The following is a 21,035-nucleotide window of genomic DNA, read 5'->3' as shown; positions in this document are numbered from 1 at the left end:
TGTCAACGATAATCGCTGACAGGCTGTTTATACTCAATTATTTGATTTCCTTCTTTAAAACTTCCACTGCTTTTTTCACTTGTGTATCATTTTCAAGGATTTTCTCCCGGATAACCTGCATTAATTTCACGGTTGTATCGTCTTTGATAATACCTGTTTCTTTAATCTTTTGTTCTTTTTGGAATTCTTTGACCGCATTTGTTGTTTCTTCATCAAAGAATCCATCTATCTTACCTGGATTATAACCTGCTGCTTTCAGCATTTCTTCAGCTGCCTTTACTTCACTGGAAGAATCAGATGCTTTCAATTCCTTATCCGGTGAAATAAATGGAAGACTTGCATAATCAGGAAGATTTACTTTAATATCCGGCTTGATCCCTTTTTTATGAATCCAATTACCTTTAGGAGTCAGCCATTTTGCTGCAGTGTATTTAAAGTTAGATCCATCTTTGAAGTCTTGGGCTGTTTGCACAGTTCCTTTCCCAAATGATTTAACACCTATTAATGGAATATCCGCCGATTCACTGACAGCCGCTGCGACAATTTCAGATGCACTTGCACTTCCATCATCAATCAATACGACTACCGGAACCTTCAGCTCTCCATTATTCTTGGATTTATAGACATCTTTTTTCCCGCTGCGTTCCTCAACTTGAAGAACTACTTCCCCATTTGGAATAAACAAGCTTGCCATATCTATAGCTTGGTCTAGCAATCCACCAGGGTTACCACGCAAGTCCAATATAAGGCCTTTCATATCCTTTTTGGACATATCATTAAGTGCCGTTTCCAACTCTTGAACAGTATGCTCAGAAAAACTTGTTACTTGGATTTTGGCAACTCCATCATCTAGCATTTCGGCATATACTGTTTCAATTGGAATGGTATCCCGCTTAATCGTAAGAGCAATCGGTTCTGCCTTACCTGCTCTAGTGATGGATAAATCCACTTTCGTCCCTTTTTCGCCTCTGATTTTCAGGACAGCCTCAGAAGAGCTTAATCCTTCAAGGCTCTTACCGTCCACACTTAAAATGATATCATTCGGTTTTACCCCTGCTTTTTCTGCTGGAGACCCTTTTATCGGTGAGACGACCATAATTTTTCCATCCTGCTCTTGTATCTCAGCACCGATTCCTTCAAAAGATGAAGAGATGCTCTCATGGAAACTCGATGCTTCCTTTTTATCCATATAAGTAGAGTATGGGTCATCCAATGATTTGATCATTCCATTAATTGCCCCGTCAACCAGCTTGTCTTGATCAATCTCTTCATAGTACTTATCTTTTATCGTATCGTATGTAGAATACAGTTTTTCAAATTCCGAATGTTTATCCGGTGCTAAAGACTCTACTTTTTTATCTCCAAAAGTCAAGGCTATTGTAGTAATCCCTGCGGTTAGAAATATGAGTAAGAAAATCCCCATAATGAACGTAAACTTCTTTATTTTTATGAATTTCCCTGCCTCTTTAGGCTGTTTTTGATTTTCTTCTTCCACTGAAGCCTCACCACTTTCATTCTTCATGACGATATAAACTTTCTCTCTATTTTATCAGCTTTCAGGCTAATCGGAAAATATTAGTTATCAAAAAAACATTTTTTGATCATATATATATCTTTTTTCACCATTTCGCGTAGGTAAAATCAGATATAAAATTCTTAACCAAACCCATAATAATATTTCCCTGCCAATAATCTGTAAAATTACAAAAATGCGGATACCATGGGATAAATGAGTCTGTATCCTAACTATAATCGTACAGCTTCATTTATTCCTTGTCACCCGCAAGTAAATTTACATCTTATTATCAGTCCTGTATAGCAGCTTCTAATGCTACCTCAATCATTTCGTTAAATGTTGACTGGCGCTCCGCCGACGTCGTTTCCTCACCAGTTAAAATGTGATCGGAAATAGTTAAAACAGAAAGAGCTTGACGTCCAAATTTAGCAGCAAGCGTGTATAGGGCAGCTGATTCCATTTCTATAGCTAGAATCTGATATTTCGCCCATTTTTCTAATTCACTGTTATCGTTGTAAAAGTGATCGGCCGTAAACACGTTCCCCACCTTTAATTGCAAACCTTTGGCAATACCTGCCTCATAAGCTTTTCTTAGCAAATCGAAATTCGCTGTTGGAGCAAAATCGACTCCCCCGAATGTCAGGCGGTTCATTTGTGAATCCGTAGAAGCACTCATTGCCAGGATTACATCTCTAACTTTTACATCTTTTTGAATGGCACCAGCAGTCCCAACACGAATCAGCTTCTGCACATTATAGCTATTCATTAATTCATTTACGTAAATGGAAATGGATGGAACACCCATACCTGTACCTTGGACAGAAATGCGTTTCCCTTTATATGTCCCTGTATATCCAAACATGTTACGTACTTCATTGTATAGTTTAGCATCTTCTAAAAATGTTTCTGCTATGTATTTTGCACGTAACGGGTCCCCAGGAAGTAAGACCGTTTCCGCAATTTCATGTTCTTTAGCACCAATATGTACGCTCATACAACTATGTCCTCCTTAACTTTTGGTTGAAAAGATATTCAAAAACTACTATACCATATCAACCTCAAGATAGGAAAACAGAACCTTAATTTCAAGAGCCTGTAAGGGATTGAAATCTGGAATCTATTAAGAGGTCTAGATTAAGGCTCATACATATAAAAATACAAACAAAACGGCGGTGGTCCGCCGTCTTTTAAAATAATTTTTAGAATTAAGGGAAGGAAGCTGCTAACCGTCTAATGACAGGTTACTCATCGACTTCTTCATCAATTATGCATTTTTCAAGAAGATATTCGAATGTGATGTCAGCAAGATCTTCAACTTCAGCTTCTGTTGGAAGATAGCCCCGTCTTATCAATTCTTGGAAGAAGAATTCCGCTATCTCTTCTGTATCAATAAAAACCTCAATTTCTCGCAAATCATCGCCCCCTTAATTAAAGGTGTATGAATGTATAGAGACAAATATTCCAGTAAGGCATTTCATAATAGAAAAACATATGAAGCGTTTACTTGTTTATGAAAATTGCCTCCACTAATTAGTATCTATTCCTGCCATATTGAACGAAAGCTTCTGTATAGTTATTAGTTAAATGGCTTCTTAGAACGGTGGAATACCTTTCACTTTGTTTGCTTTTTTTTCTGATCCGGATAAATTTCCTCTGCCGCCTTTTCTATTTTAGCAAGGGCGATTTTCATGATATGGTGATATTCATCATCGCCAAAATGTTCATAGAGCTTACAGTAATCATTATATAAATCTAACAGTCCATCGATCATTTCCTTTTTTTCATTTTTTGTCATAGTCATTTCTCGCTCACCTTTACCAGGGTTGTTTTGTTTAGCAATGATAGCAAGCTCATTATTCTTTTTAGAAAGGAGCAGCCCTAATTTTCGAATTATTGCATCTGCACGTTTGGCATCGGCTATTAAGGTCAATTCTTCTTCATGCGCTTCAAGCCATTCCCCGTCGGAGATTCGTGATAACTCATAGATCACATCCTCCCAGGCATTTTCCTTATAGCGCCATATTTCTGTTCTATAGCCGATAATCTTGAAATAATCCTGTTCATATCCATCTACCTGGACTAAGTCACCTAATAAATATTTATACTCAATATCGATCTGTTCTCTTTGATAAAGGATTTCTCCTTCGTATTCATTTATGGATTGCAATGTTTTTTCAATATAAAGACCTTCACTATAATTCACTTCATACACATAAGCACCATCGAGAAATTTTACATCGGTTATTTTCCCGACTGTCCCATACATTATTATTACGACTGTATCGCCTAATTTAAATTTCGGCTGTTTTTTCTTGCCCATAAGAGACATCCCCCAATATGGTCCTTATCGTTTGATTAGTAAATTATATGCACAAACAAACATGGAGGTTAATAGAAAGAGGGGGGCATTTTGCTCATTTAGATACAAAAGTACTCTCATTTAATAAAGGGTCATATCAACACTTAGTGTCACTATTCATTCTTTACGTATAAAAACCGTCTCATCGAATGAGACGGTTTTTTGTAGGAATAGTCAGGATCACGTCTGTTCCTTGGCCATATGTACTTTCAATTTGGAATTTCCCTTTTAGTTCCTCCATAATTTGGATGCACATTGCTACCCCTAGACCATTTCCATCCAATTTCGTGGTATAAAAGGGCATGCCGATATTTTTTAGATTCTTGGGGCTGATTCCTATTCCATCATCACGAATGATTAGTTTTATATATTGAGGAACGATAGTAAGATTCAATTCAATCCGCCCCTTTGAATCGAATGCTTCACAAGAATTATTCAAGACATTCAAGAGAACCTGCCTCAATCGGTTTCGATCGGAATAAATATATACTGATTGTGTCACCCTATTAATTAATGTTACATGAGAACTCGGAATTGAAGAAGAATAGACATCGATAATTTCATCGAGGAAATCTTTTAGATCAAATTTCTCCCATTCAAGCTGATGAGGCTTCGCTAAATCAAGAAGTTGAGTCACAAATACATTAACCCGATTGACCTCATCAAGCATTACATCACTATACTTTTCAATTAAAGTTTTATCATAATCCTGGCTCTTCAATAGTTGGAAGAACCCCTTTATTGTCGTCAATGGGTTTCTAATTTCATGGGCAACCCCTGCAGCTAGCTGACCTACATATTTCAATTTTTCCGTACGAACGATTTCCTTTTCACGATCCTCTATCGTTTCCATCATTCTCTGAAAAGCAAGGTTCAGTTTTACCATTTCTTCAAAACTTCTCTTGTTAGAAACGACGAATTCTTTTCCTTCAATAAATTCCTCAGTTGCTTCAACAAGATCTTGAACAGGTCGTACAAGAGTCTTTGTAAATAAATAGACCACTATAATGATTGATACAAATACAATCGTGTAAATGGTTAGATAACGTGACAAAAGATCATTCAAAGGCTGGAACACTTTTTTCTTATCAGCACCCACAACCACAAACCATTTATTTTCCGTTTGGGCTATCGTTTGTACAGCCTGGATAGCATATATTTTCTCTCCATTCTCTGCACTATACAAGTTATCCGTTTCAGAAGCTTCCATCAGTTTTTCTTTTGTTAAACCCATTTTCTCTAAGGTAGAATTCTGTTTGACACCATGGGGATTTTTTTGGGAAATCATGATACCTTCTTGATTAATCATGAAAATGTTCACAGGATACTTATCGCTAATATCAACAGTTTTTCTCTCAATCATCTCCCAAAGCTTTTCTAACCGGAAAGCCGAGGACACAACACCAATCATTTGCCCTGTACGATCATTTACCGGTGCACTTATAGTTATAATGGGTTCAGAATAAGCTCGTGTTTTATACACGTCAGAAAGAAATTCATTACCGTCTACGGCTTCTTCAAACCATATACTCTCAGCTAGGTTAGCTCCGATCATTTTATTAGATGTATCTGCAATAACTTTACCTTCCAAATCCAAATACAAAGCTCCGTAATATTCCCCTTTTGCTCCAATGAACTTTTTTAGTTCATTAGACTTCTCTTCTTTTGATGAGTCAGGATTTATGATTACCGAATTTGCACTTATCAACTTCACATCACTAATCCGTTCGTTAAAATAATTATATGTTTCATTAACGATATTAAGTGCACCTGCATTCAAGGCATTTTTTGCCTCTTTTTCAAGCAAGGAGCGTTGTGACCCATAGGAAATTATTCCTAATATCAGAACTGGTACACTGGCTATAAGTAAAGAATAAAGCAAAATTCGGGTTTGAAGGCTTTTAAGCATCCTTCGACCCTCCCTATTCCTGATCTCCCTACTGGAGTCCTTCTTCTATTTGGACATATTGTTCCCACGCACGATCAAATACAGTCATACTTTCGAGATAGTCGCCATTCAATTCTAAATAACTACTTACTTCATTATAATCATCCGATTGCTTTGGGAAACTGTGATCGTTATAAGCGTGATTAGCAAATTTAGTGATGGCATCAATTTCTTTCGGTTGTCGGAACTTCATTAAATATAAATAAAATGGTCTCATGTGACGAGCCCTCCTAAAAAAGTAACTAAGATTTCAGCTTTAATATATCGGAAACTTTCTCTTCCGTCTACATTTTTAAAAACCAACATGGGCTTTTCTTCCTAACAATTATAGGACAATTAACGATATTTCACCAGAAACCGCTTCACTTTATATCGAAATGCATTCGAATGCATTTCCTTCTTTCTCCATTCTTCATCAATAACTTTGCCGAACCAAATCCTCAAATGAAAAAAAATCCCCTGTTATGCACCAGAGGATTTTCAATGAAAAGCATTTATAAAACCAGGAAAGGATCACTTACAACGGGTTATACTATTCTCTTAATACTAAAGCCTTCTCTAAAGCTAGAAATCCAATGTCAACATCTGCTACTACCGTTTTAGATGCCGTAAAAATTACTCATTTCTTTTAATTCTAAAACTTGTGTGTATATTGATTATTCTCTTGTATCTGCTATGCCACCATCTCGGCATTCCACTTCGATTTCATATTATTTACCTGAGTTTATTAGGGAATCTCTTTTTAAGGAGATTTAGCTTTTCATTGAGCCTCTTTCTTTCATAGATACTAAATTTATCACCAGTTGTACAGCCATAGCGTCGTCTAAATAACCAATCGGAAAGGTGTAATCCGGTATTACATCCACTGGTAATATGAAATATATGAGCGCACTTCCAATTAAGGTGAGTTCAGCTGGAGTACCATTCTTTAAGCGGAATTTCTCATACATTTCCTTCAAATGACTAATAAATGGACCTATACTACCTACTTTTTGAACCTTCTCCCCAAAGCTATTAAGGATCGTTTCTTTTCCCTCATCAGTTTGTGTATATTGTTCATAATTAGCTAATTTTTGTTTAACACTTGCTAAAGAAAAGTCTTTATCATATAAATTAGCAGATTCGAGGACGGTTTGAATGCTGTCAACTGAAGCATGAATATCCGAATCTGGTTTATCCTGCTGTTTTTCAATATCATAGCCAGCTGCAGCAAATAACTCTGAAAAAGGAACTCCGAGGTAGCTCGCAAATTTTTGTAGATGCTCAGGCCTTGCTTTCCGTTTACCATTGATAATCCTTGAAATCGTAGCTGTATCAATATCAGTGAGCTCACTGAGTTTCCGCATTGATAATGACCGTTCCTTCAATAAATCTTTTAACATTAAACCGAGATTACTATTTGTTCTTCCTTCAGACATATTCTATTTTCCTTTCTATTATAGCTCCGTTCAAAAAGAAGCATAAAAAGAGTCGTGAAGACGAGGTTTTCGAAATGATAAAATATGCGACAGCTATTTTAAGCAGTCCTTTTGAATATCGTTGATGATCGATCCATGAGATTTATTACAATCCTATTCGTTCAAACTAAGGCACAAACATTTTCAGCACGCATTAGAATTTCTAGAGAGTAATAGGATTATTTAAAACCTACTTGGTTTTGTAAACTAATTATTTCCCTTTATGAAAAGAGTATAACCTAACATTTCTTCTAATCATACTGCACTTCTATTTCTCCTTCAATATAGAAACTTAATTCAGATAAAAGAGCGCATGTGAGTTTGTTTATTACTATGTATTTCTGTCACCAAGACAAAGTTTTTTTAACTTCACTGCACTCTTTGATTCAATTAACACTCCTATTTAGAAGTTACTAAATTAATTATTCCACTTACTATCTTTTCAAATAAATCCGAACATCCGCTACATTCAATTTATTCCTATTTTGACAAAATGTCAACACTTTAACCAGACTGATTCCTTCCCGATTCACGAAATGATAAATCGGTAATATTCGTTACCCTTTAAATAAATTAAAAATATTTTCTTCATTCAAAGGAAATAAATAATTTGACAAAATGTCAACACTTTAACCAGACTAATTCCTCCCATAACCATACGAGCTGGGGACGGTAAAAAATCTTCATCTTTGTCATAGTTGGACCCTGTTAATCTAATATATTTCATTTAATGTGATGTTATGTAGCGGACGGATTTTCAATGATAAATTCACAATATTTCACTTTTACTAAACATATATTTTTTTGAACGTTTATTTACACTGAATACTAATCCCAGAGCAATCATATTTGTTATAAGCGCACTTCCACCATAACTCAGCAATGGCAAAGCGATTCCAGTAACCGGCATTAAACCGATTGTCATAGAAATATTTTGAAAGACTTGGAATGATAGTAACCCAATAACCCCCGTACAAATAAAATAGCCGAACACATTATTGGAACTAAATGCAATAATCGTTATTCGATAAAGCAAGATAAAATACAAGCTTATTAATATAGTTGCACCAATAAACCCAAATTCTTCACCAATGACTGAAAAGATAAAATCAGTGTGTGCCTCGGGTATTCTTCCACTTTGTACTTGGCTTCCCTGATTGAATCCACTCCCATACATTTGACCTGATCCAATCCCCAAAATGGCTTGTTTTAGTTGATAACCATAGCTTGAGGCATATTCATCAGGGCTTAACCAGCCATAAATTCTCTCCAATTGATGTGGCTTAATAATTTTCGAAAAAATATCATAAGAATTATTATGTAAGTGGACAAGAAGGCGAATTAACGCTACAAAACAAGAAACCAAGATGAAAACTATTTTGTAAGATATTCCAGAAGCAAGTATTAAACTAAATGTTATTGCTGCAATGACTAGTGCAGACCCTAAATCAGGCTGTACCAAAATTAAATAGAACGGAACAATTGTAAACAAAAGTACCTTTATAGTAATTGGGATACTATCTTTAAATGAAAGTGCTCGATTTGCAACTCGTTTTAAAACTACAGCTAAATATAAAATTAGAAACACTTTCATAAACTCCGAAGGCTGCAACTCAAAAAAACCCAAACTTATCCATCTTGTAGCTCCATTTTTAAACGTTCCAAAAAAATGTACTAGTATTAACAACCCTATTCCTACCGAGTAAAGGGGCGCTGCCCATCTTTCAAGCAACTCAAAATCAAATAACGCCACTCCCACCATAATAGCCACACCAATGATGTACCAAATTATTTGTCTTTTCACAAAATAGTAAGGATCATGTGTTTCATATTGCCCCGAGCCACTATAAACAGCAAACAAGCTGTATATGAATAAACAAAATAAAGTAACTAGCAAGATGTAATCTAGCTGATTTTCATTTCTCTTCAATTAATGCCTACCTCTCCCAGACCTATATTCAATTGTCTCTATCCACGGTTCATAACTTTCCTCCTTCTCTTTAATCTCTATGAATATTTTGCTTTTTACAGAAACATAGGTCAAATAGAATGTTTACGTGAATGATGACTTCAGGTTATAAGGAATTGAGACATAAAAAAAGACTTCCTTTTATAGAAGCGTCTCTGGACATTTTTTCGCAAGCCTAACCTAACAAGAGTCATATTCAAATAACCACTTCATCATATTAATTTATGTAAGGGCTGTCAATGTGAATTAATGTAAATACTCGATTTCATGCCGGCAGGATTCATTGGATTCGTGCGATTAGTAGAAAAGGAATTTGTTATGCCAACTTTAGTTTTGAACGTTTCACATTTTACAAAAAAGAAATCATCTAATATATATGGAAGTCCCCACAGCCTTAACATAACGAGATCTTTCGTTAATAAACATAAAATCACGTCTACTATCTAATCCAGTTATCCCCTCATTATGAATTGTGTTTCCATTTTATTTCTCCCCTCAATTTGTTTCAAATAAGTAGATGAGTCGTATTCAAGTAAGAGATATTCACCTTTTATTACATTTATTCTTTGCCAATATCTTTTAAGCGAAAATCTCGTATATCCCAATCATAATAAGTAACCATCCTGAAATAGATGTAGAATATTTACCAACAAATGTTTTGATAAGTAAATAGCAAAGATGACTTCCAACTCCAACTGTTACTATCGAGAAAAAGCCAATAGATATTACTGTCCAAATGGCCGAAATACCATTTGCACCAATAGCAATTCCACTCGCTAAGCAGTTTGCAGATAAGATAAACCCAAGGGTGATTGCTTCTCTACAAGAGATTGTATAATCCCTATCCTCGTCAATCAATTCAGGATTTATTAACGTTTCTTGCTTAGAGAAACGATTGGACAATAAAGTCCATAAACCAATAGCACATAGCAAAAGACTTCCCAAAAGGTTAGCTTTACTAGGTGAAATATATTCGATAATCGTACCACCGGCGACAACTGCAATATAAGTGATAATCATCGACATAATAGCAATGATAACGTTTGAAAAAATTGGGATTTTCGTTTGTTTTGCTCCATAGGCTAAACCAATCCCTAAATTGCCTAAGTTAGTTGCTATACCTATAAGAACAATAGTGAACCAATGCATGGCATCCTCCTTTTAAGCATCTATTCATTTAACCAAATGCATGAAAAACTTTTTTGTTCAAAAAAAAACCTACATTCAGCAGCGTTTTCTATAAATCGATTTATTATATGTAATCCTCAACCGCTTTAGGGAAAGCATCTGCACATTGTCATATGATTTACCTGTCTTCGGGTAAAAAACCGATTCATATTTTTTATTGATTTACGAGTCCAACCACCCTTTGCTTCTAATGATCGATTGAAATACATTTCAAATCAAAATAACTAGTTTCTGGGATCACTTTTCTCCTATGTGTAGATTTTTCGATATATCCAAGTTTTGTTTTAGCCGAAGAAACATATAAGTAGGAGATAATATGTTTCTTCGACCCTGTCTATTCGCTTCTCCTACGAAAAATCAAAGTAGTTCCGCTTCAATAACCTCTTCATCTTCAATAGGTCTTCATACTTCGTCTGTTTTTCCAGCTTTTTCGAATCAATTAAAAATAGCTGATCTTCAATTTCTTTTACTATTTCATCACTCTGAAAAAGAGCTTTACAATTCTCACAATGGGAAGAAGGAGTTTCAGTAATTTCAACGGCTCGCGTTCCATCTGGTAATTCCCAATTGACCGTACCTGTTACCGATGAAAGTTTTCCTATCTCACACCATGGACAAGTTTCCATGCTATTCATCCCCCTTTGGAGTGCTCTTTTTTTGCTGGGCCTGGAATTTCTTTTCTTTTAGCTGATCTCGCTTTTCACGTTGATTTTTTAAGGAAGCATGCTCCGGATTGGTAACGTAATTTTCTCGGCGATTCATTCTCTTCAGCCCGACAGGTACTAAATTAAATTGCTTGTCGTTCATCAAACCAGCTATTCCTATATCTGACCTTTTTTCTTCCATATCAGGGTATATCCCTTTGAAATAATCATCTGCAAGTCCTGGTGTGTAATGCTCAGGTTCTGGATATGTGGTAATCACTCCTTCAAAATTACGAAGCACTGTTTTTGTCGGTGATTGTGAAAGGATATAATTGGGTTGTAATGTAATTTTTCCTCCACCCCCTGGGGCATCTACAACAAAAGTAGGGACGTCGTTTTTTATTGTAAGTATGAGATGTGTGTCTTATTCTAAAGAAAACATGCGAAAAGAAGCCAATAGACACACGGTTGTTCCACTGACTCCTTAGTTATTTTGCTAGCACCATCTGTTACTTTAATAAGCAAAAAGAACTTAGCTATTGTTTAACTTACTTTTTAAGTGGGTACATATAAATTAAACAGCAAGTACAGAATAATCATCTCTACTTGCCTTTCAATTGAACTCTATTGTTAGTTTTTCTATATTATTTATTTTATTGCTTTTATTTGCTGTGAAAAATCCAATCTTTTCACTATCACCTTACACCTACCCATTTTTTTCTCAATGATATTGGGGTTCTTACGATTAGTATGAAGAACATATAACTCATGAGTAGGATTTTCACGATGAAGTTCTTGATAAGCTTTCATTGCATCTGGAGAAATAGGAAATTTCTTTTTGGTACTTTTCCCTAATAGTTTATTAAACATTTTTTAGATGGCTATCTGAATCCGCACTATCAGTGGCTATTTCCCCCAGCAATTCGCTTGTTTCTGTCACTAAAGAATCGATTTCTCCGTTAGAAAATGTAAGAATCTTTTTACTTTTACCCCTCATTAGTTAGATTCCATAAGAGGTACTTCTGACAAAACATTAAATACATATACTAAAATAACAATAAATCCATTAGAGTAGAGTGTATTATTTAATATGAATAGTGAGAATGTTAAAACGTTGAGATCCAGCAGCTAAGTCTGAATTCTCATTGGGGTTGGAAATAACCTTAAAAGGGAATTACAAAAGCCGTACCACTTAAATGAAGGTCGCTTTTTAAAATTGGAATTTATCAGCAGTTATATTGTGATAGGGCATTATAAGCTTTTCCCTATTCATAGCTCATTGCCCCTATTTCAACTTCACTTACTCATCATACGCCTTCTGTTTCTCAAAGATGTTTCATATCAATAACTCCAACCCCAGACCATACATAGTATTGTACCGAAGACAGTAATTAGAGCTAGGAATATAGCGCAATATAGAGTCATAAAAATTGATTTGCTATCATCAGTTTCACGAGCATGCATAAACACAACTAGTTGAACAGCTGCTTGTATGAATGCTGTCAATATAAAAATCGTCATGCCTGTTGCTTTTGACATATTGAAGAAGTAAACCAAAAGAGCTACAAACGTCAAAATCAATGAAAATACAAAACCCCATACTTGTTTAGCCGGGAATAATTCCTTCATGTTTATGTCATTCCTTTCATGTAGATAAAGGTGAAGATGAAGATCCAAACGATATCTAAGAAATGCCAGTAAAGAGAGAAAATGAAGGATTTATTGGCTGTTTCAGGTGTCAACCCGCGTTTTTTCACTTGAAGGATAATAAATAACCCCCAGAAAAGTCCTAATGTAACATGCGCTCCATGTGTCCCTAATGTTGTAAAGAGCATCGATGTAAATGCACTAGTTTGCAGTGTAGCTCCTTCGCGATAATAGGTAATGAACTCAGTAATTTCAAATCCTAAGAATCCTAATCCAAGAAGGAGAGTGATTACGAAGAATGTCAACATGGCTTTCTTGTTGCCAAGTCGCATGGCATGAATTCCAAGCCCGATGACAAAACTGCTAGTTAAGAGCAAGAATGTTTCAGCAAGTACTGGAGTGATTTCAAAAATTTCTGCTCCAGTAGGACCGTTACCCGTACGATCAACTAATGTAAAATATGATGCAAAGAGTGTTGCAAAAAGCATAATTTCGGCTCCAAGGAAAATCCAGAAGCCTAAAATATTTAGACGATTTTGTTCCGTACTATATTCAAGAGGTTGCGAGTGATCTATTTCCATTTATTGACACCCCCAAATTTTGCTTCTGTCTCTTTAATTTCTTCTACAGAAATGTAATGCCCATGATCTATTTCGAATGAACGATGAGCCATGCAAACAAAGATACCGATTAACCCAATAATCGCAAGAAACCATATGCTGAATACTAACGCAAATCCAAAGACAAAGAAGATACAGGACATGATAAACGGTACGCCGCTGTTATTGGGCATATGAATTTTTTCATAGTCACCCTTGAATAATTCATGACCTTTATATTTAGCATCCCAAAACGTTTCCCTTGAGTTCACTTGTGGAATAATAGCAAAGTTATATTCTGGTACTGGATTATGAGTAGCCCATTCAAGGGAACGTGCATCCCACGGATCATCACCAACATCTCTTGGAGCATGGCGAATGCTATAGTAAATCGTATATACGATTAATACAAAGCTGATTGCCATAAAAGCTGCCCCGATAAACGAAATCATATTCAATGGTCCAAATCCAGTCGATTCAGAGTATGTGTATATACGACGTGCTTGACCATCTAAACCAGTGATATACATAGGGAAGAATGCTAAGCAAAAACCAATGGTTAGAAACCAGAACGCCCATTTCCCAATCCTTTCATTCAACATGAAACCAAACATTTTCGGCCAGTAGTAAGTTCCGGCACCAAGCACAGCAAATACCACACCCGGAATAATGACATTGTGGAAGTGAGCTACTAAAAACATTGTATTATGGTATTGATAATCCGCCGCTGACATCGCAAGCATAACCCCGGTAACTCCACCGATTGTGAAAAGAGGTATGAAACCTATTGAATAAAGCATAGGTACGGTAAATCTGATTCTACCTTTCCACATCGTGAACAACCAGTTAAAGATCTTGATTCCAGTCGGAATAGCAATTACCATCGTTGTAATCGAGAAAATACTATTAACATATGCTGCCTGCCCCATTGTAAAGAAATGGTGCGTCCAAACGAAGAATGAATATATAGAGATAAATACCATTGAAGCAACCATTGATCGATAGCCATATAGGTTACGTCGTGAAAAGGTTGGGATAATCTCACTAAAAAGACCAAATGCAGGCAAGATTAAGATATATACTTCAGGATGTCCCCAAACCCAGAACAGGTTAGCCCAAAGCATATCCATACCGCCATCAGTCATTGTGAAAAACTTGGTTGCGAATAATCGATCCATTGTTCCCATGATCAGCGCCACTGTTAATACAGGGAATGCGAAAATGATAATAATGCTTGTGACTAAAGCAGACCATGTAAACATTGGCATTTTCATTAATGTCATACCGGGTGCTCTCATTTTAAGAATAGTCGTCAAAAAGTTAATCCCCGTCATTAATGTACCTATTCCGGCTATCTGAATACCAATCATATAATAATTCGTTCCAACATGCGGGCTAAATTCATTACCTGCAAGCGGGAAATAAGATGACCACCCTGCATCAGGCGAACCACCAATTACAAAAGAGATGTTGAATAGCATCGCACCCATAAAAAATAACCAGAAACTTATTGCATTTAGACGTGGGAATGCTACATCTCGGGCTCCAATTTGTAATGGCACTACGAAATTCATTAAGGCCATAATGTACGGCATCGCCATAAAGATAATCATCACTACCCCGTGTGTTGAAAAAATTTCATTATAGTGCTGTGAATCTAATAATTTGTTATCCGGTACGGCAAGTTGCGCACGCATCATCACAGCATCTACCCCACCACGAAATAGCATCAACAAAGCAGATATTAGATACATAATACCTATTTTTTTATGATCGACTGTTGTAAGCCAGTCACTCCATAAATAAAACCATTTTTTAAAGTGGGTTAAACCAACAATGATCAAGAGAACAGTAACACCAATGGCCAGCATTGATGAGTAAATGACGGGACTAGGATTAGGTATAAGAAATCTAGAGAAAAAACCCATACTTTTGTGTTTCCTTTCTGAAAATATTTTTCTTGAGATAGACTAAAAAATTATTCATGATTGTGTGCTGATTTTTCTTTACTACTACTTGACTTGTGATCATGCTCCATATGTTCACCTTTTGAATTCGCGTTAGAGTCACTTGAGCCATGATGATGTCCCGCATTTTCACCTTCTGGAGCTGGTGAGAAGTCTAAATGAGTTCCAGTAAACGTTAACTGTCCCTCATGACCCGGTTTTAATAATTCATTGAATCTTACTTCAGTAATAGGTTTCGCAGTTTCTTTAACTTCCTTTACCCATTCATCAAACTTATCTTGAGACATCGCTTCGACGTGGAACGTATTTTCAGCGAATCCTTTCCCACTAAAGTTTGCATTTCGTCCCATCATTTCCCCTGATTCGTCCGCTGCTAAGTGTAATGTGGTCACCATGTTAGACATGGCATATTTTTGACCGCCAAGTTGTGGAATCCAGAAACTCGTGATAGGCCCGAATGAATAAAGTTTAAATTCAAGTGGTCGATTTGTTGGAATATACAAGTAGTTTACTGTCTCGATATCGTTTTCTGGATAACTAAAATGCCACTTCCAGTCAGATGACGAAGCGTAAATAACTAATGGATCTTGACCTTTGTACCCTTCCGGAGTGGCTTCCACTTTATTGTTGGAAATTACAGAAACAACGGAGAAGAAAATGACGATTAAAATTGGCACCCCAACAATAATCGATTCAACAACATGATTCCCTTCAATGTAGGGTGGTTCATAATCTTTAGGTAGTTTAGAGTCACGGTATTTCGTTAACACAAAGACTAAAATAGCACAAACAACAATAACAATAACCGCCATGATCGCAATTGATAGCCAAATCACATTGGCTTGCGTTTGGGCTTGAGGTCCTTTAGGATCTAAGACCGCTAATGATTCACAGCCAGAAAGCACATTGACTATGGTAGAAAGAATGGCTAATAAAACCCATTTTGTTTTCATATATGTATCCTTTCTATTAAGATTTCATTTCTAAGTTATCCCAAAAAATGTTTATTAAGAGTGGTAATTTCTCACAATCACATTTATAGGCGGGATGAATATGTATGAATTCATTTGGGGAATGTTCAGAGAAACAGGTAATCTCTAAATACCTACTTGCTTTGAAAAGGAATTTGAATATGTGAGGAGATGCAAATGGGGCGTTTAATGAAAAGGAAGTCCTTTTGTAACGGCACTAGATAAATATCATTTTTCTTTTTTTCCACCTGTATTTAATGCAACTATTATCTTAGCTGGTTTTTCAACGATGACCGTTTCATTATTTGGGGTAACAACACTCCTTGTGACCCTCGCAGATGGCGGTGATGCTTCAGCTTTGTTCTCTAAAAAGCTAAAAAAGTTTAAGGAACTCCCTCTTCCTTCATTTTGAAGAAATTTCAAAAGACCTCTCCAAAAGAGGCTTCCAAAATAATACATCTCAATTTACCGCTTGCTTCCTTCAGAATTCCGCGTCACCACGGAAAGCAACCGCTACTAATGCCTTCACCGTTCGAGATGTGCACCCTATAGACCGCACCGCCGGGCGCACAGAAAAACCTCACCAAAAAAAGTAGATGAGGCAACTTCTAATTATTTTGTTATTTCCCAAAATCAAAATAATTCCGCTTTAACACCCGCTTCATCTTCAATAACTCGTCATACGTCGTCTGTTTTGCAAGCTTTTTCGAATCAATTAAAAATAGCTGATCTTCAATTTCTTTTACTATTTCATCACTCTGAAAAAGAGCTTTACAATTCTCACAATGGGAAGAAGGAGTTTCAGTAATTTCAACGGCTCGCGTTCCATCAGGTAATTCCCAATAGACCGTACCTGTTACCGAAGAAAGTTTTCCTATCTCACACCATGGACAAGTTCCCATGCTATTCATCCCCCTTTGGAGTGCTCTTTTTTTGCTGGGCCTGGAATTTCTTTTCTTTTAGCTGATCTCGCTTTTCACGTTGATTTTTTAAGGAAGCATGCTCCGGATTGGTAAAGTAATTTTCTCGGCGATTCATTCGCTTCAGCCCTTCAGGTACTAAATTAAATTGCTTGTCGTTCATCAAACCAGCTATTCCTATATCTGACCTTTTTTCTTCCATATCAGGGTATACCCCTTTGAAATAATCATCTGCAAGTCCTGGTGTGTAATGCTCAGGTTCTGGATATGTGGTAATCACTCCTTCAAAATTACGAAGCACTGTTTTTGTCGGTGATTGTGAAAGGATATAATTCGGTTGTAATGTAATTTTCCCTCCACCCCCTGGGGCATCTACAACAAAAGTAGGGACTGCATACCCAGATGTATGACCGCGTAAGCCTTCAATAATTTCAATCCCCTTAGAAATCGGGGCTCGGAAATGACCAATTCCTTCTGATAGGTCGCACTGATAAATGTAGTAAGGACGGACACGAATCTTAACGAGGTCATGCATCAGCTTTTTCATGATCGCGACACTATCATTTATACCGGCTAGAATAACAGCCTGGTTGCCAACCGGCACACCTGCATCTGCCAGCATCTCACACGCCTTCTTTGATTCTTCGGTAATTTCTATTGATGTATTGAAGTGCGTATTTAACCAAATTGGATGATACTTTTTTAAAATTGCACACAGATTTTCTGTGATTCGTTGAGGAAATACAACTGGAGCTCTTGTACCTATCCTTATTATTTCAACGTGTGGGATTTCCCTTAAGTTTTTTAAAATATATTCCAGGATGGTGTCATTAATCAATAATCCGTCTCCGCCGGAAATAAGAACATCTCGGACTGCTGGTGTATCGCGAATATAGCCGATTGCAGCGTCTAATTGTTTTTTTGGTACGCCCATACCTATTTGCCCTGAAAAGCGTCTTCTCGTACAATAGCGGCAGTACATGGAGCACTGATTCGTCACCAAAAAAAGGACGCGATCAGGATATCTGTGAGTCAATCCCGGTACTGGTGAATCTTCATCTTCATGAAGCGGGTCTTCCATGTCATATTTGGTTTTATGCATTTCTTCTGAGATTGGTACAGATTGCATTCTGATTGGACACCTTGGGTCATCCTTATTCATCAACGAAGCATAATAGGGGGTAATATTTAATGGGATAGTTTTCGTAGAGATCCTGACACCTTCCTCTTCATCAGGAGTCAAGTCTATTACTTTTTTCAAATCCTCCACATTTCGGATAGTATTCGTAAGCTGCCACAGCCAGTTGTTCCATTGTTCATCGGTTACATTTTTCCATAGCTCTATATCTTTCCAATCACGCTCGGGCTTATATAAGTCAAATAACATGGTAATACCTCCTGAGTCTTGATAGTAGTATATAATGCAAGAAGGATGCCAAAATCAACCAAATGCTACATATGTACATAAAAAAATCCGGATTACTTGTTACATCCGAATTTTTAAACATTTAAGTATGTTTTTTAATTTTATATTGCAGGGTCTGCCGTGGAATCTTCAATAGCTTCGAGGCCTGAAAGACATTGCCTCCTGTTTGAAGAAGCGCCTCGTTGATCAATTTCGTCTCCATTTCCATCATTGCCTGACGCAGTGGAAGTATTTTTTCTATTGAAGTTGGATGTTTTTTTAAAAACTGCGGCAAATCTTCAAGTGTCAATATATCTTTTTCCGTATGATTCATCATGAATTCAATCGTATGCTTAAGCTCTCTAACATTCCCTGGCCAATGATAATTCTGTAAGAAAACCTTTGTCTTCTCATCAATTCCCTCTATGGATAGTCCTAATTTCTTGTTAAAGAATAAGATAAAATGATTAGTAAGGAGTATTATATCTTCAGGGCGCTCTCTTAACGGAGGCAGTTCATAGCTTAATACATGTAATCGGTAAAATAAATCAGCTCGTAACTTGTTTTCGGTAACGGCCTTTTTCGGATCTATATTCATCGCTGCTATAATCCTTACATCCACCTGCACATTCTTTGCGGCACCTATCCTCCTAATAAACCCATCTTCAAGCACCCGCAGCAACTTTGCCTGCAAATCAATCGGCATCGATTGCAATTCATCCAAAAACAAGGTGCCACCATTGGCCAATTCAAATAAGCCCTGGCGATCCACTGCACCTGTGTAACTGCCTTTAGCGGTACCGAATAATAGAGATTCTAACAGATTTTCAGGTAAGGCCGCACAATTTTGTGCGATGAACGGCTCTTTTCTGCGGTTAGAATCCTGATGGATACTTTGAACAAAAAGTTCTTTTCCTACACCGCTTTCTCCATAAACTAATACAGAGGAAGAGGAACGGGCAGCCTTTTTCCCTTGTGAAATTAAGTTTCTAAATTCAGTATCACTGGTTAAAATATCGTTGAACGTATATAAATCACCATTTACTTCCGCTTTTTTTTCAGGACCTTTCATTGTCTTGAGCGAGCTTTCTAGGTCAGCTAACCGTTCAGATAACTGCTTCAAACTCGAATAATCCTTGGCTATTTCTATGGCACCAACTATAAACCCATCTACATATATGGGGAGCGTTGTATTTAACGTTTCAATGATCCTCCCATGTGCATTAACATACGATTGACTGTAATTATAAATAGGCTTTTCAGACTTAATAACTCTCAGTAATGTAGAAGATTTGTGATTTAACGAAGGGAAGGCTTCAAGTAATGGTTTCCCGAGTACTTCCCCTACTTTCATTCCATCATGATTGGCAGCCACTCCATTATAAAAGATGGTTTGTCCCTTCGGATCAATAACATGAATGCCCTCATCAATGGTTTCCAGTATGGCTTCTAATACTTCACTTGTATTAAAAAATTCACTAGGCAAGGTCCACCTCCTCTAATACGTCCTTACTTAATATATATGAGGAAATGCCAAAAACTTGTCATAAACCTGCCTGAAAATGAGCATTCATGTATAATTTTTCACCCACAGATTCATGTCCTCAAGTTTATCGAAGATGTAGCAGTTATTGGCCAATCGCCCTCGGTATGAGTAATCATGCTGGTGCAGGGCCGCATTCATACCGAATGACAGTGATCGGGCAATTGAATAGATACAATAAATTTCATGTGAGACAAGGTGGTCTTCAAGTTTAGCGATCAAATGCTTCATTAAGCCGTACTGCCGGTGTTCGGGCAGTGTCGCACAATCAGTTATTTCCGCATTATGGTAGAAGGCATCGATTTCTGCTGAGGCAGCACTAACGATTTTATCCTCATGGGCGTAAATATAAAAAACTGTTCCGTTTTTCATGCACTTTTTCACATATTCCGGATCATTCATCGGAGTGGGATATACTTCAAACACCTTTCCATACAATTGTGCCAGCTGAATAGCATCAGATTCCTCTACCTTACGACATTGATAGGCTGCAGGCGGAACATCTAAATCTGCTTTTAACGCGAGACTCTGTACACCTGCAAGGATTTGATCCTCCTTTTCCCAGTTTTCACTATTTCTACGTTCATTCTTATTATATTTTACAAGGAAGAAGCAATCGCTTCCTAAAAAGTACTTATCGATACTTCCTTCATATAAAAAACCCTGAACTAGTAATTCTTGAACATTTTCCTTTCGTGTTTTAAAAATAATTTTCTCTGCTGATATGTTCTCAGCCACTTTCAAAGATTCCTCTAAGCAATCTTGAAAATGACCGAGATAATCGTCCACCCGGACCCTCTTATTAAACCCGTCGATTGTAATATGTAATGTGCAACGCGGTTTTTGAATTCTTTTTTCAATAATTCCTGTCTCCATCTAACTTGCTCCTTTCCTATCAATCT

The 21,035-nt window shown here is 36.8% G+C and carries 19 protein-coding genes and 1 pseudogene; all 20 read right to left on the bottom strand.

Annotation, left to right across the window (positions count from 1 at the left end; translation table 11 throughout):
• Positions 1–37: 37 nt before the first annotated feature.
• The 20 genes and pseudogenes from ACQKMR_RS13350 to ablB all read right to left on the bottom strand — a co-directional run bounded on the left by ACQKMR_RS13350 (position 38) and on the right by ablB (position 21,009).
• Positions 38–1,522, bottom strand: a complete 1,485-nt coding sequence (locus ACQKMR_RS13350; protein ID WP_427697725.1) for a S41 family peptidase — start codon at positions 1,520–1,522, stop codon at positions 38–40.
• A gap of 283 nt (positions 1,523–1,805) precedes the next feature.
• Positions 1,806–2,510, bottom strand: a complete 705-nt coding sequence (deoD, locus tag ACQKMR_RS13345; protein ID WP_427697724.1) for a purine-nucleoside phosphorylase — start codon at positions 2,508–2,510, stop codon at positions 1,806–1,808.
• A 247-nt stretch (positions 2,511–2,757) separates the two neighbouring features.
• Complete coding sequence (locus ACQKMR_RS13340; RefSeq protein WP_064505166.1) at positions 2,758–2,928, bottom strand: YozD family protein; 171 nt, start codon at positions 2,926–2,928, stop codon at positions 2,758–2,760.
• A 200-nt stretch (positions 2,929–3,128) separates the two neighbouring features.
• Positions 3,129–3,836 carry a hypothetical protein gene (locus ACQKMR_RS13335; protein WP_427697723.1) on the bottom strand — a complete coding sequence of 236 codons (708 nt, stop codon included), beginning with the start codon at positions 3,834–3,836 and terminating at the stop codon, positions 3,129–3,131.
• Between the two features lie 181 nt (positions 3,837–4,017).
• Entirely contained in the window at positions 4,018–5,784 is a 1,767-nt protein-coding gene (locus ACQKMR_RS13330; RefSeq protein WP_427697722.1) for an ATP-binding protein, read from the bottom strand.
• Positions 5,785–5,812: 28 nt separating this feature from the next.
• Positions 5,813–6,040 carry a YozE family protein gene (locus ACQKMR_RS13325; RefSeq protein WP_427697721.1) on the bottom strand — a complete coding sequence of 76 codons (228 nt, stop codon included), beginning with the start codon at positions 6,038–6,040 and terminating at the stop codon, positions 5,813–5,815.
• Between the two features lie 535 nt (positions 6,041–6,575).
• On the bottom strand, positions 6,576–7,241 hold the full coding sequence (locus tag ACQKMR_RS13320) for a helix-turn-helix domain-containing protein (protein WP_427697720.1): 666 nt from the start codon (positions 7,239–7,241) through the stop codon (positions 6,576–6,578).
• 808 nt (positions 7,242–8,049) lie between these two features.
• A complete protein-coding gene (gene rodA, locus ACQKMR_RS13315) occupies positions 8,050–9,210 on the bottom strand; it encodes a rod shape-determining protein RodA (protein ID WP_427697719.1) in 1,161 nt (386 codons plus the stop codon).
• A gap of 618 nt (positions 9,211–9,828) precedes the next feature.
• Complete coding sequence (locus ACQKMR_RS13310; RefSeq protein WP_427697718.1) at positions 9,829–10,398, bottom strand: manganese efflux pump; 570 nt, start codon at positions 10,396–10,398, stop codon at positions 9,829–9,831.
• A gap of 386 nt (positions 10,399–10,784) precedes the next feature.
• Positions 10,785–11,063, bottom strand: coding sequence for a YokU family protein (locus tag ACQKMR_RS13305; protein ID WP_427697717.1), 279 nt, complete (start codon positions 11,061–11,063; stop codon positions 10,785–10,787).
• A 1-nt stretch (position 11,064) separates the two neighbouring features.
• Positions 11,065–11,472: pseudogene (locus ACQKMR_RS13300) on the bottom strand (lysine 2,3-aminomutase); the annotation flags it as partial.
• A gap of 950 nt (positions 11,473–12,422) precedes the next feature.
• Positions 12,423–12,710, bottom strand: coding sequence for a cytochrome aa3 quinol oxidase subunit IV (gene qoxD, locus ACQKMR_RS13295; RefSeq protein ID WP_053346601.1), 288 nt, complete (start codon positions 12,708–12,710; stop codon positions 12,423–12,425).
• A 2-nt stretch (positions 12,711–12,712) separates the two neighbouring features.
• Positions 12,713–13,309 (bottom strand): cytochrome aa3 quinol oxidase subunit III, encoded by a 597-nt coding sequence (qoxC, locus tag ACQKMR_RS13290; protein WP_098369342.1) that lies wholly within the window; start codon positions 13,307–13,309, stop codon positions 12,713–12,715.
• Positions 13,300–15,255, bottom strand: a complete 1,956-nt coding sequence (gene qoxB, locus ACQKMR_RS13285; protein ID WP_427697716.1) for a cytochrome aa3 quinol oxidase subunit I — start codon at positions 15,253–15,255, stop codon at positions 13,300–13,302. Before qoxB ends, qoxC begins: the two co-directional genes overlap by 10 nt.
• A gap of 50 nt (positions 15,256–15,305) precedes the next feature.
• Positions 15,306–16,247 carry a cytochrome aa3 quinol oxidase subunit II gene (gene qoxA / locus ACQKMR_RS13280; protein ID WP_427697715.1) on the bottom strand — a complete coding sequence of 314 codons (942 nt, stop codon included), beginning with the start codon at positions 16,245–16,247 and terminating at the stop codon, positions 15,306–15,308.
• A gap of 246 nt (positions 16,248–16,493) precedes the next feature.
• Positions 16,494–16,688, bottom strand: a complete 195-nt coding sequence (locus ACQKMR_RS13275) for a hypothetical protein (RefSeq protein ID WP_427697714.1) — start codon at positions 16,686–16,688, stop codon at positions 16,494–16,496.
• Between the two features lie 197 nt (positions 16,689–16,885).
• Positions 16,886–17,167, bottom strand: coding sequence for a YokU family protein (locus ACQKMR_RS13270; RefSeq protein WP_427697713.1), 282 nt, complete (start codon positions 17,165–17,167; stop codon positions 16,886–16,888).
• 1 nt (position 17,168) lies between these two features.
• Entirely contained in the window at positions 17,169–18,572 is a 1,404-nt protein-coding gene (ablA, locus tag ACQKMR_RS13265) for a lysine 2,3-aminomutase (RefSeq protein WP_427697712.1), read from the bottom strand.
• A gap of 121 nt (positions 18,573–18,693) precedes the next feature.
• Entirely contained in the window at positions 18,694–20,076 is a 1,383-nt protein-coding gene (locus tag ACQKMR_RS13260) for a sigma-54 interaction domain-containing protein (protein ID WP_427697711.1), read from the bottom strand.
• A gap of 84 nt (positions 20,077–20,160) precedes the next feature.
• Positions 20,161–21,009 carry a putative beta-lysine N-acetyltransferase gene (ablB, locus tag ACQKMR_RS13255; RefSeq protein ID WP_427697710.1) on the bottom strand — a complete coding sequence of 283 codons (849 nt, stop codon included), beginning with the start codon at positions 21,007–21,009 and terminating at the stop codon, positions 20,161–20,163.
• Positions 21,010–21,035: the final 26 nt, after the last annotated feature.

Origin of the sequence: Peribacillus sp. NPDC096540, from assembly GCF_050278525.1 — a bacterium.
Lineage (GTDB): Bacteria > Bacillota > Bacilli > Bacillales > DSM-1321 > Peribacillus.
The sequence above is the reverse complement of the archived record's forward strand: the minus strand, read 5'-3'. Positions and strand labels throughout refer to the sequence as shown.

What these genes read in the sequence shown, in the direction of transcription:
- ACQKMR_RS13350 (WP_427697725.1), bottom strand. Translation starts at nt 1,522, where the DNA reads ATGAAGAATGAAAGTGGTGAGGCTTCAGTGGAAGAAGAAAATCAAAAA.
- deoD (WP_427697724.1), bottom strand. Translation starts at nt 2,510, where the DNA reads ATGAGCGTACATATTGGTGCTAAAGAACATGAAATTGCGGAAACGGTC.
- ACQKMR_RS13335 (WP_427697723.1), bottom strand. Translation starts at nt 3,836, where the DNA reads ATGGGCAAGAAAAAACAGCCGAAATTTAAATTAGGCGATACAGTCGTA.
- ACQKMR_RS13330 (WP_427697722.1), bottom strand. Translation starts at nt 5,784, where the DNA reads ATGCTTAAAAGCCTTCAAACCCGAATTTTGCTTTATTCTTTACTTATA.
- ACQKMR_RS13325 (WP_427697721.1), bottom strand. Translation starts at nt 6,040, where the DNA reads ATGAGACCATTTTATTTATATTTAATGAAGTTCCGACAACCGAAAGAA.
- ACQKMR_RS13320 (WP_427697720.1), bottom strand. Translation starts at nt 7,241, where the DNA reads ATGTCTGAAGGAAGAACAAATAGTAATCTCGGTTTAATGTTAAAAGAT.
- ACQKMR_RS13310 (WP_427697718.1), bottom strand. Translation starts at nt 10,398, where the DNA reads ATGCATTGGTTCACTATTGTTCTTATAGGTATAGCAACTAACTTAGGC.
- ACQKMR_RS13305 (WP_427697717.1), bottom strand. Translation starts at nt 11,063, where the DNA reads ATGGAAACTTGTCCATGGTGTGAGATAGGAAAACTTTCATCGGTAACA.
- qoxD (WP_053346601.1), bottom strand. Translation starts at nt 12,710, where the DNA reads ATGAAGGAATTATTCCCGGCTAAACAAGTATGGGGTTTTGTATTTTCA.
- qoxC (WP_098369342.1), bottom strand. Translation starts at nt 13,309, where the DNA reads ATGGAAATAGATCACTCGCAACCTCTTGAATATAGTACGGAACAAAAT.
- qoxB (WP_427697716.1), bottom strand. Translation starts at nt 15,255, where the DNA reads ATGGGTTTTTTCTCTAGATTTCTTATACCTAATCCTAGTCCCGTCATT.
- qoxA (WP_427697715.1), bottom strand. Translation starts at nt 16,247, where the DNA reads ATGAAAACAAAATGGGTTTTATTAGCCATTCTTTCTACCATAGTCAAT.
- ACQKMR_RS13270 (WP_427697713.1), bottom strand. Translation starts at nt 17,167, where the DNA reads ATGGGAACTTGTCCATGGTGTGAGATAGGAAAACTTTCTTCGGTAACA.
- ablA (WP_427697712.1), bottom strand. Translation starts at nt 18,572, where the DNA reads ATGTTATTTGACTTATATAAGCCCGAGCGTGATTGGAAAGATATAGAG.
- ablB (WP_427697710.1), bottom strand. Translation starts at nt 21,009, where the DNA reads ATGGAGACAGGAATTATTGAAAAAAGAATTCAAAAACCGCGTTGCACA.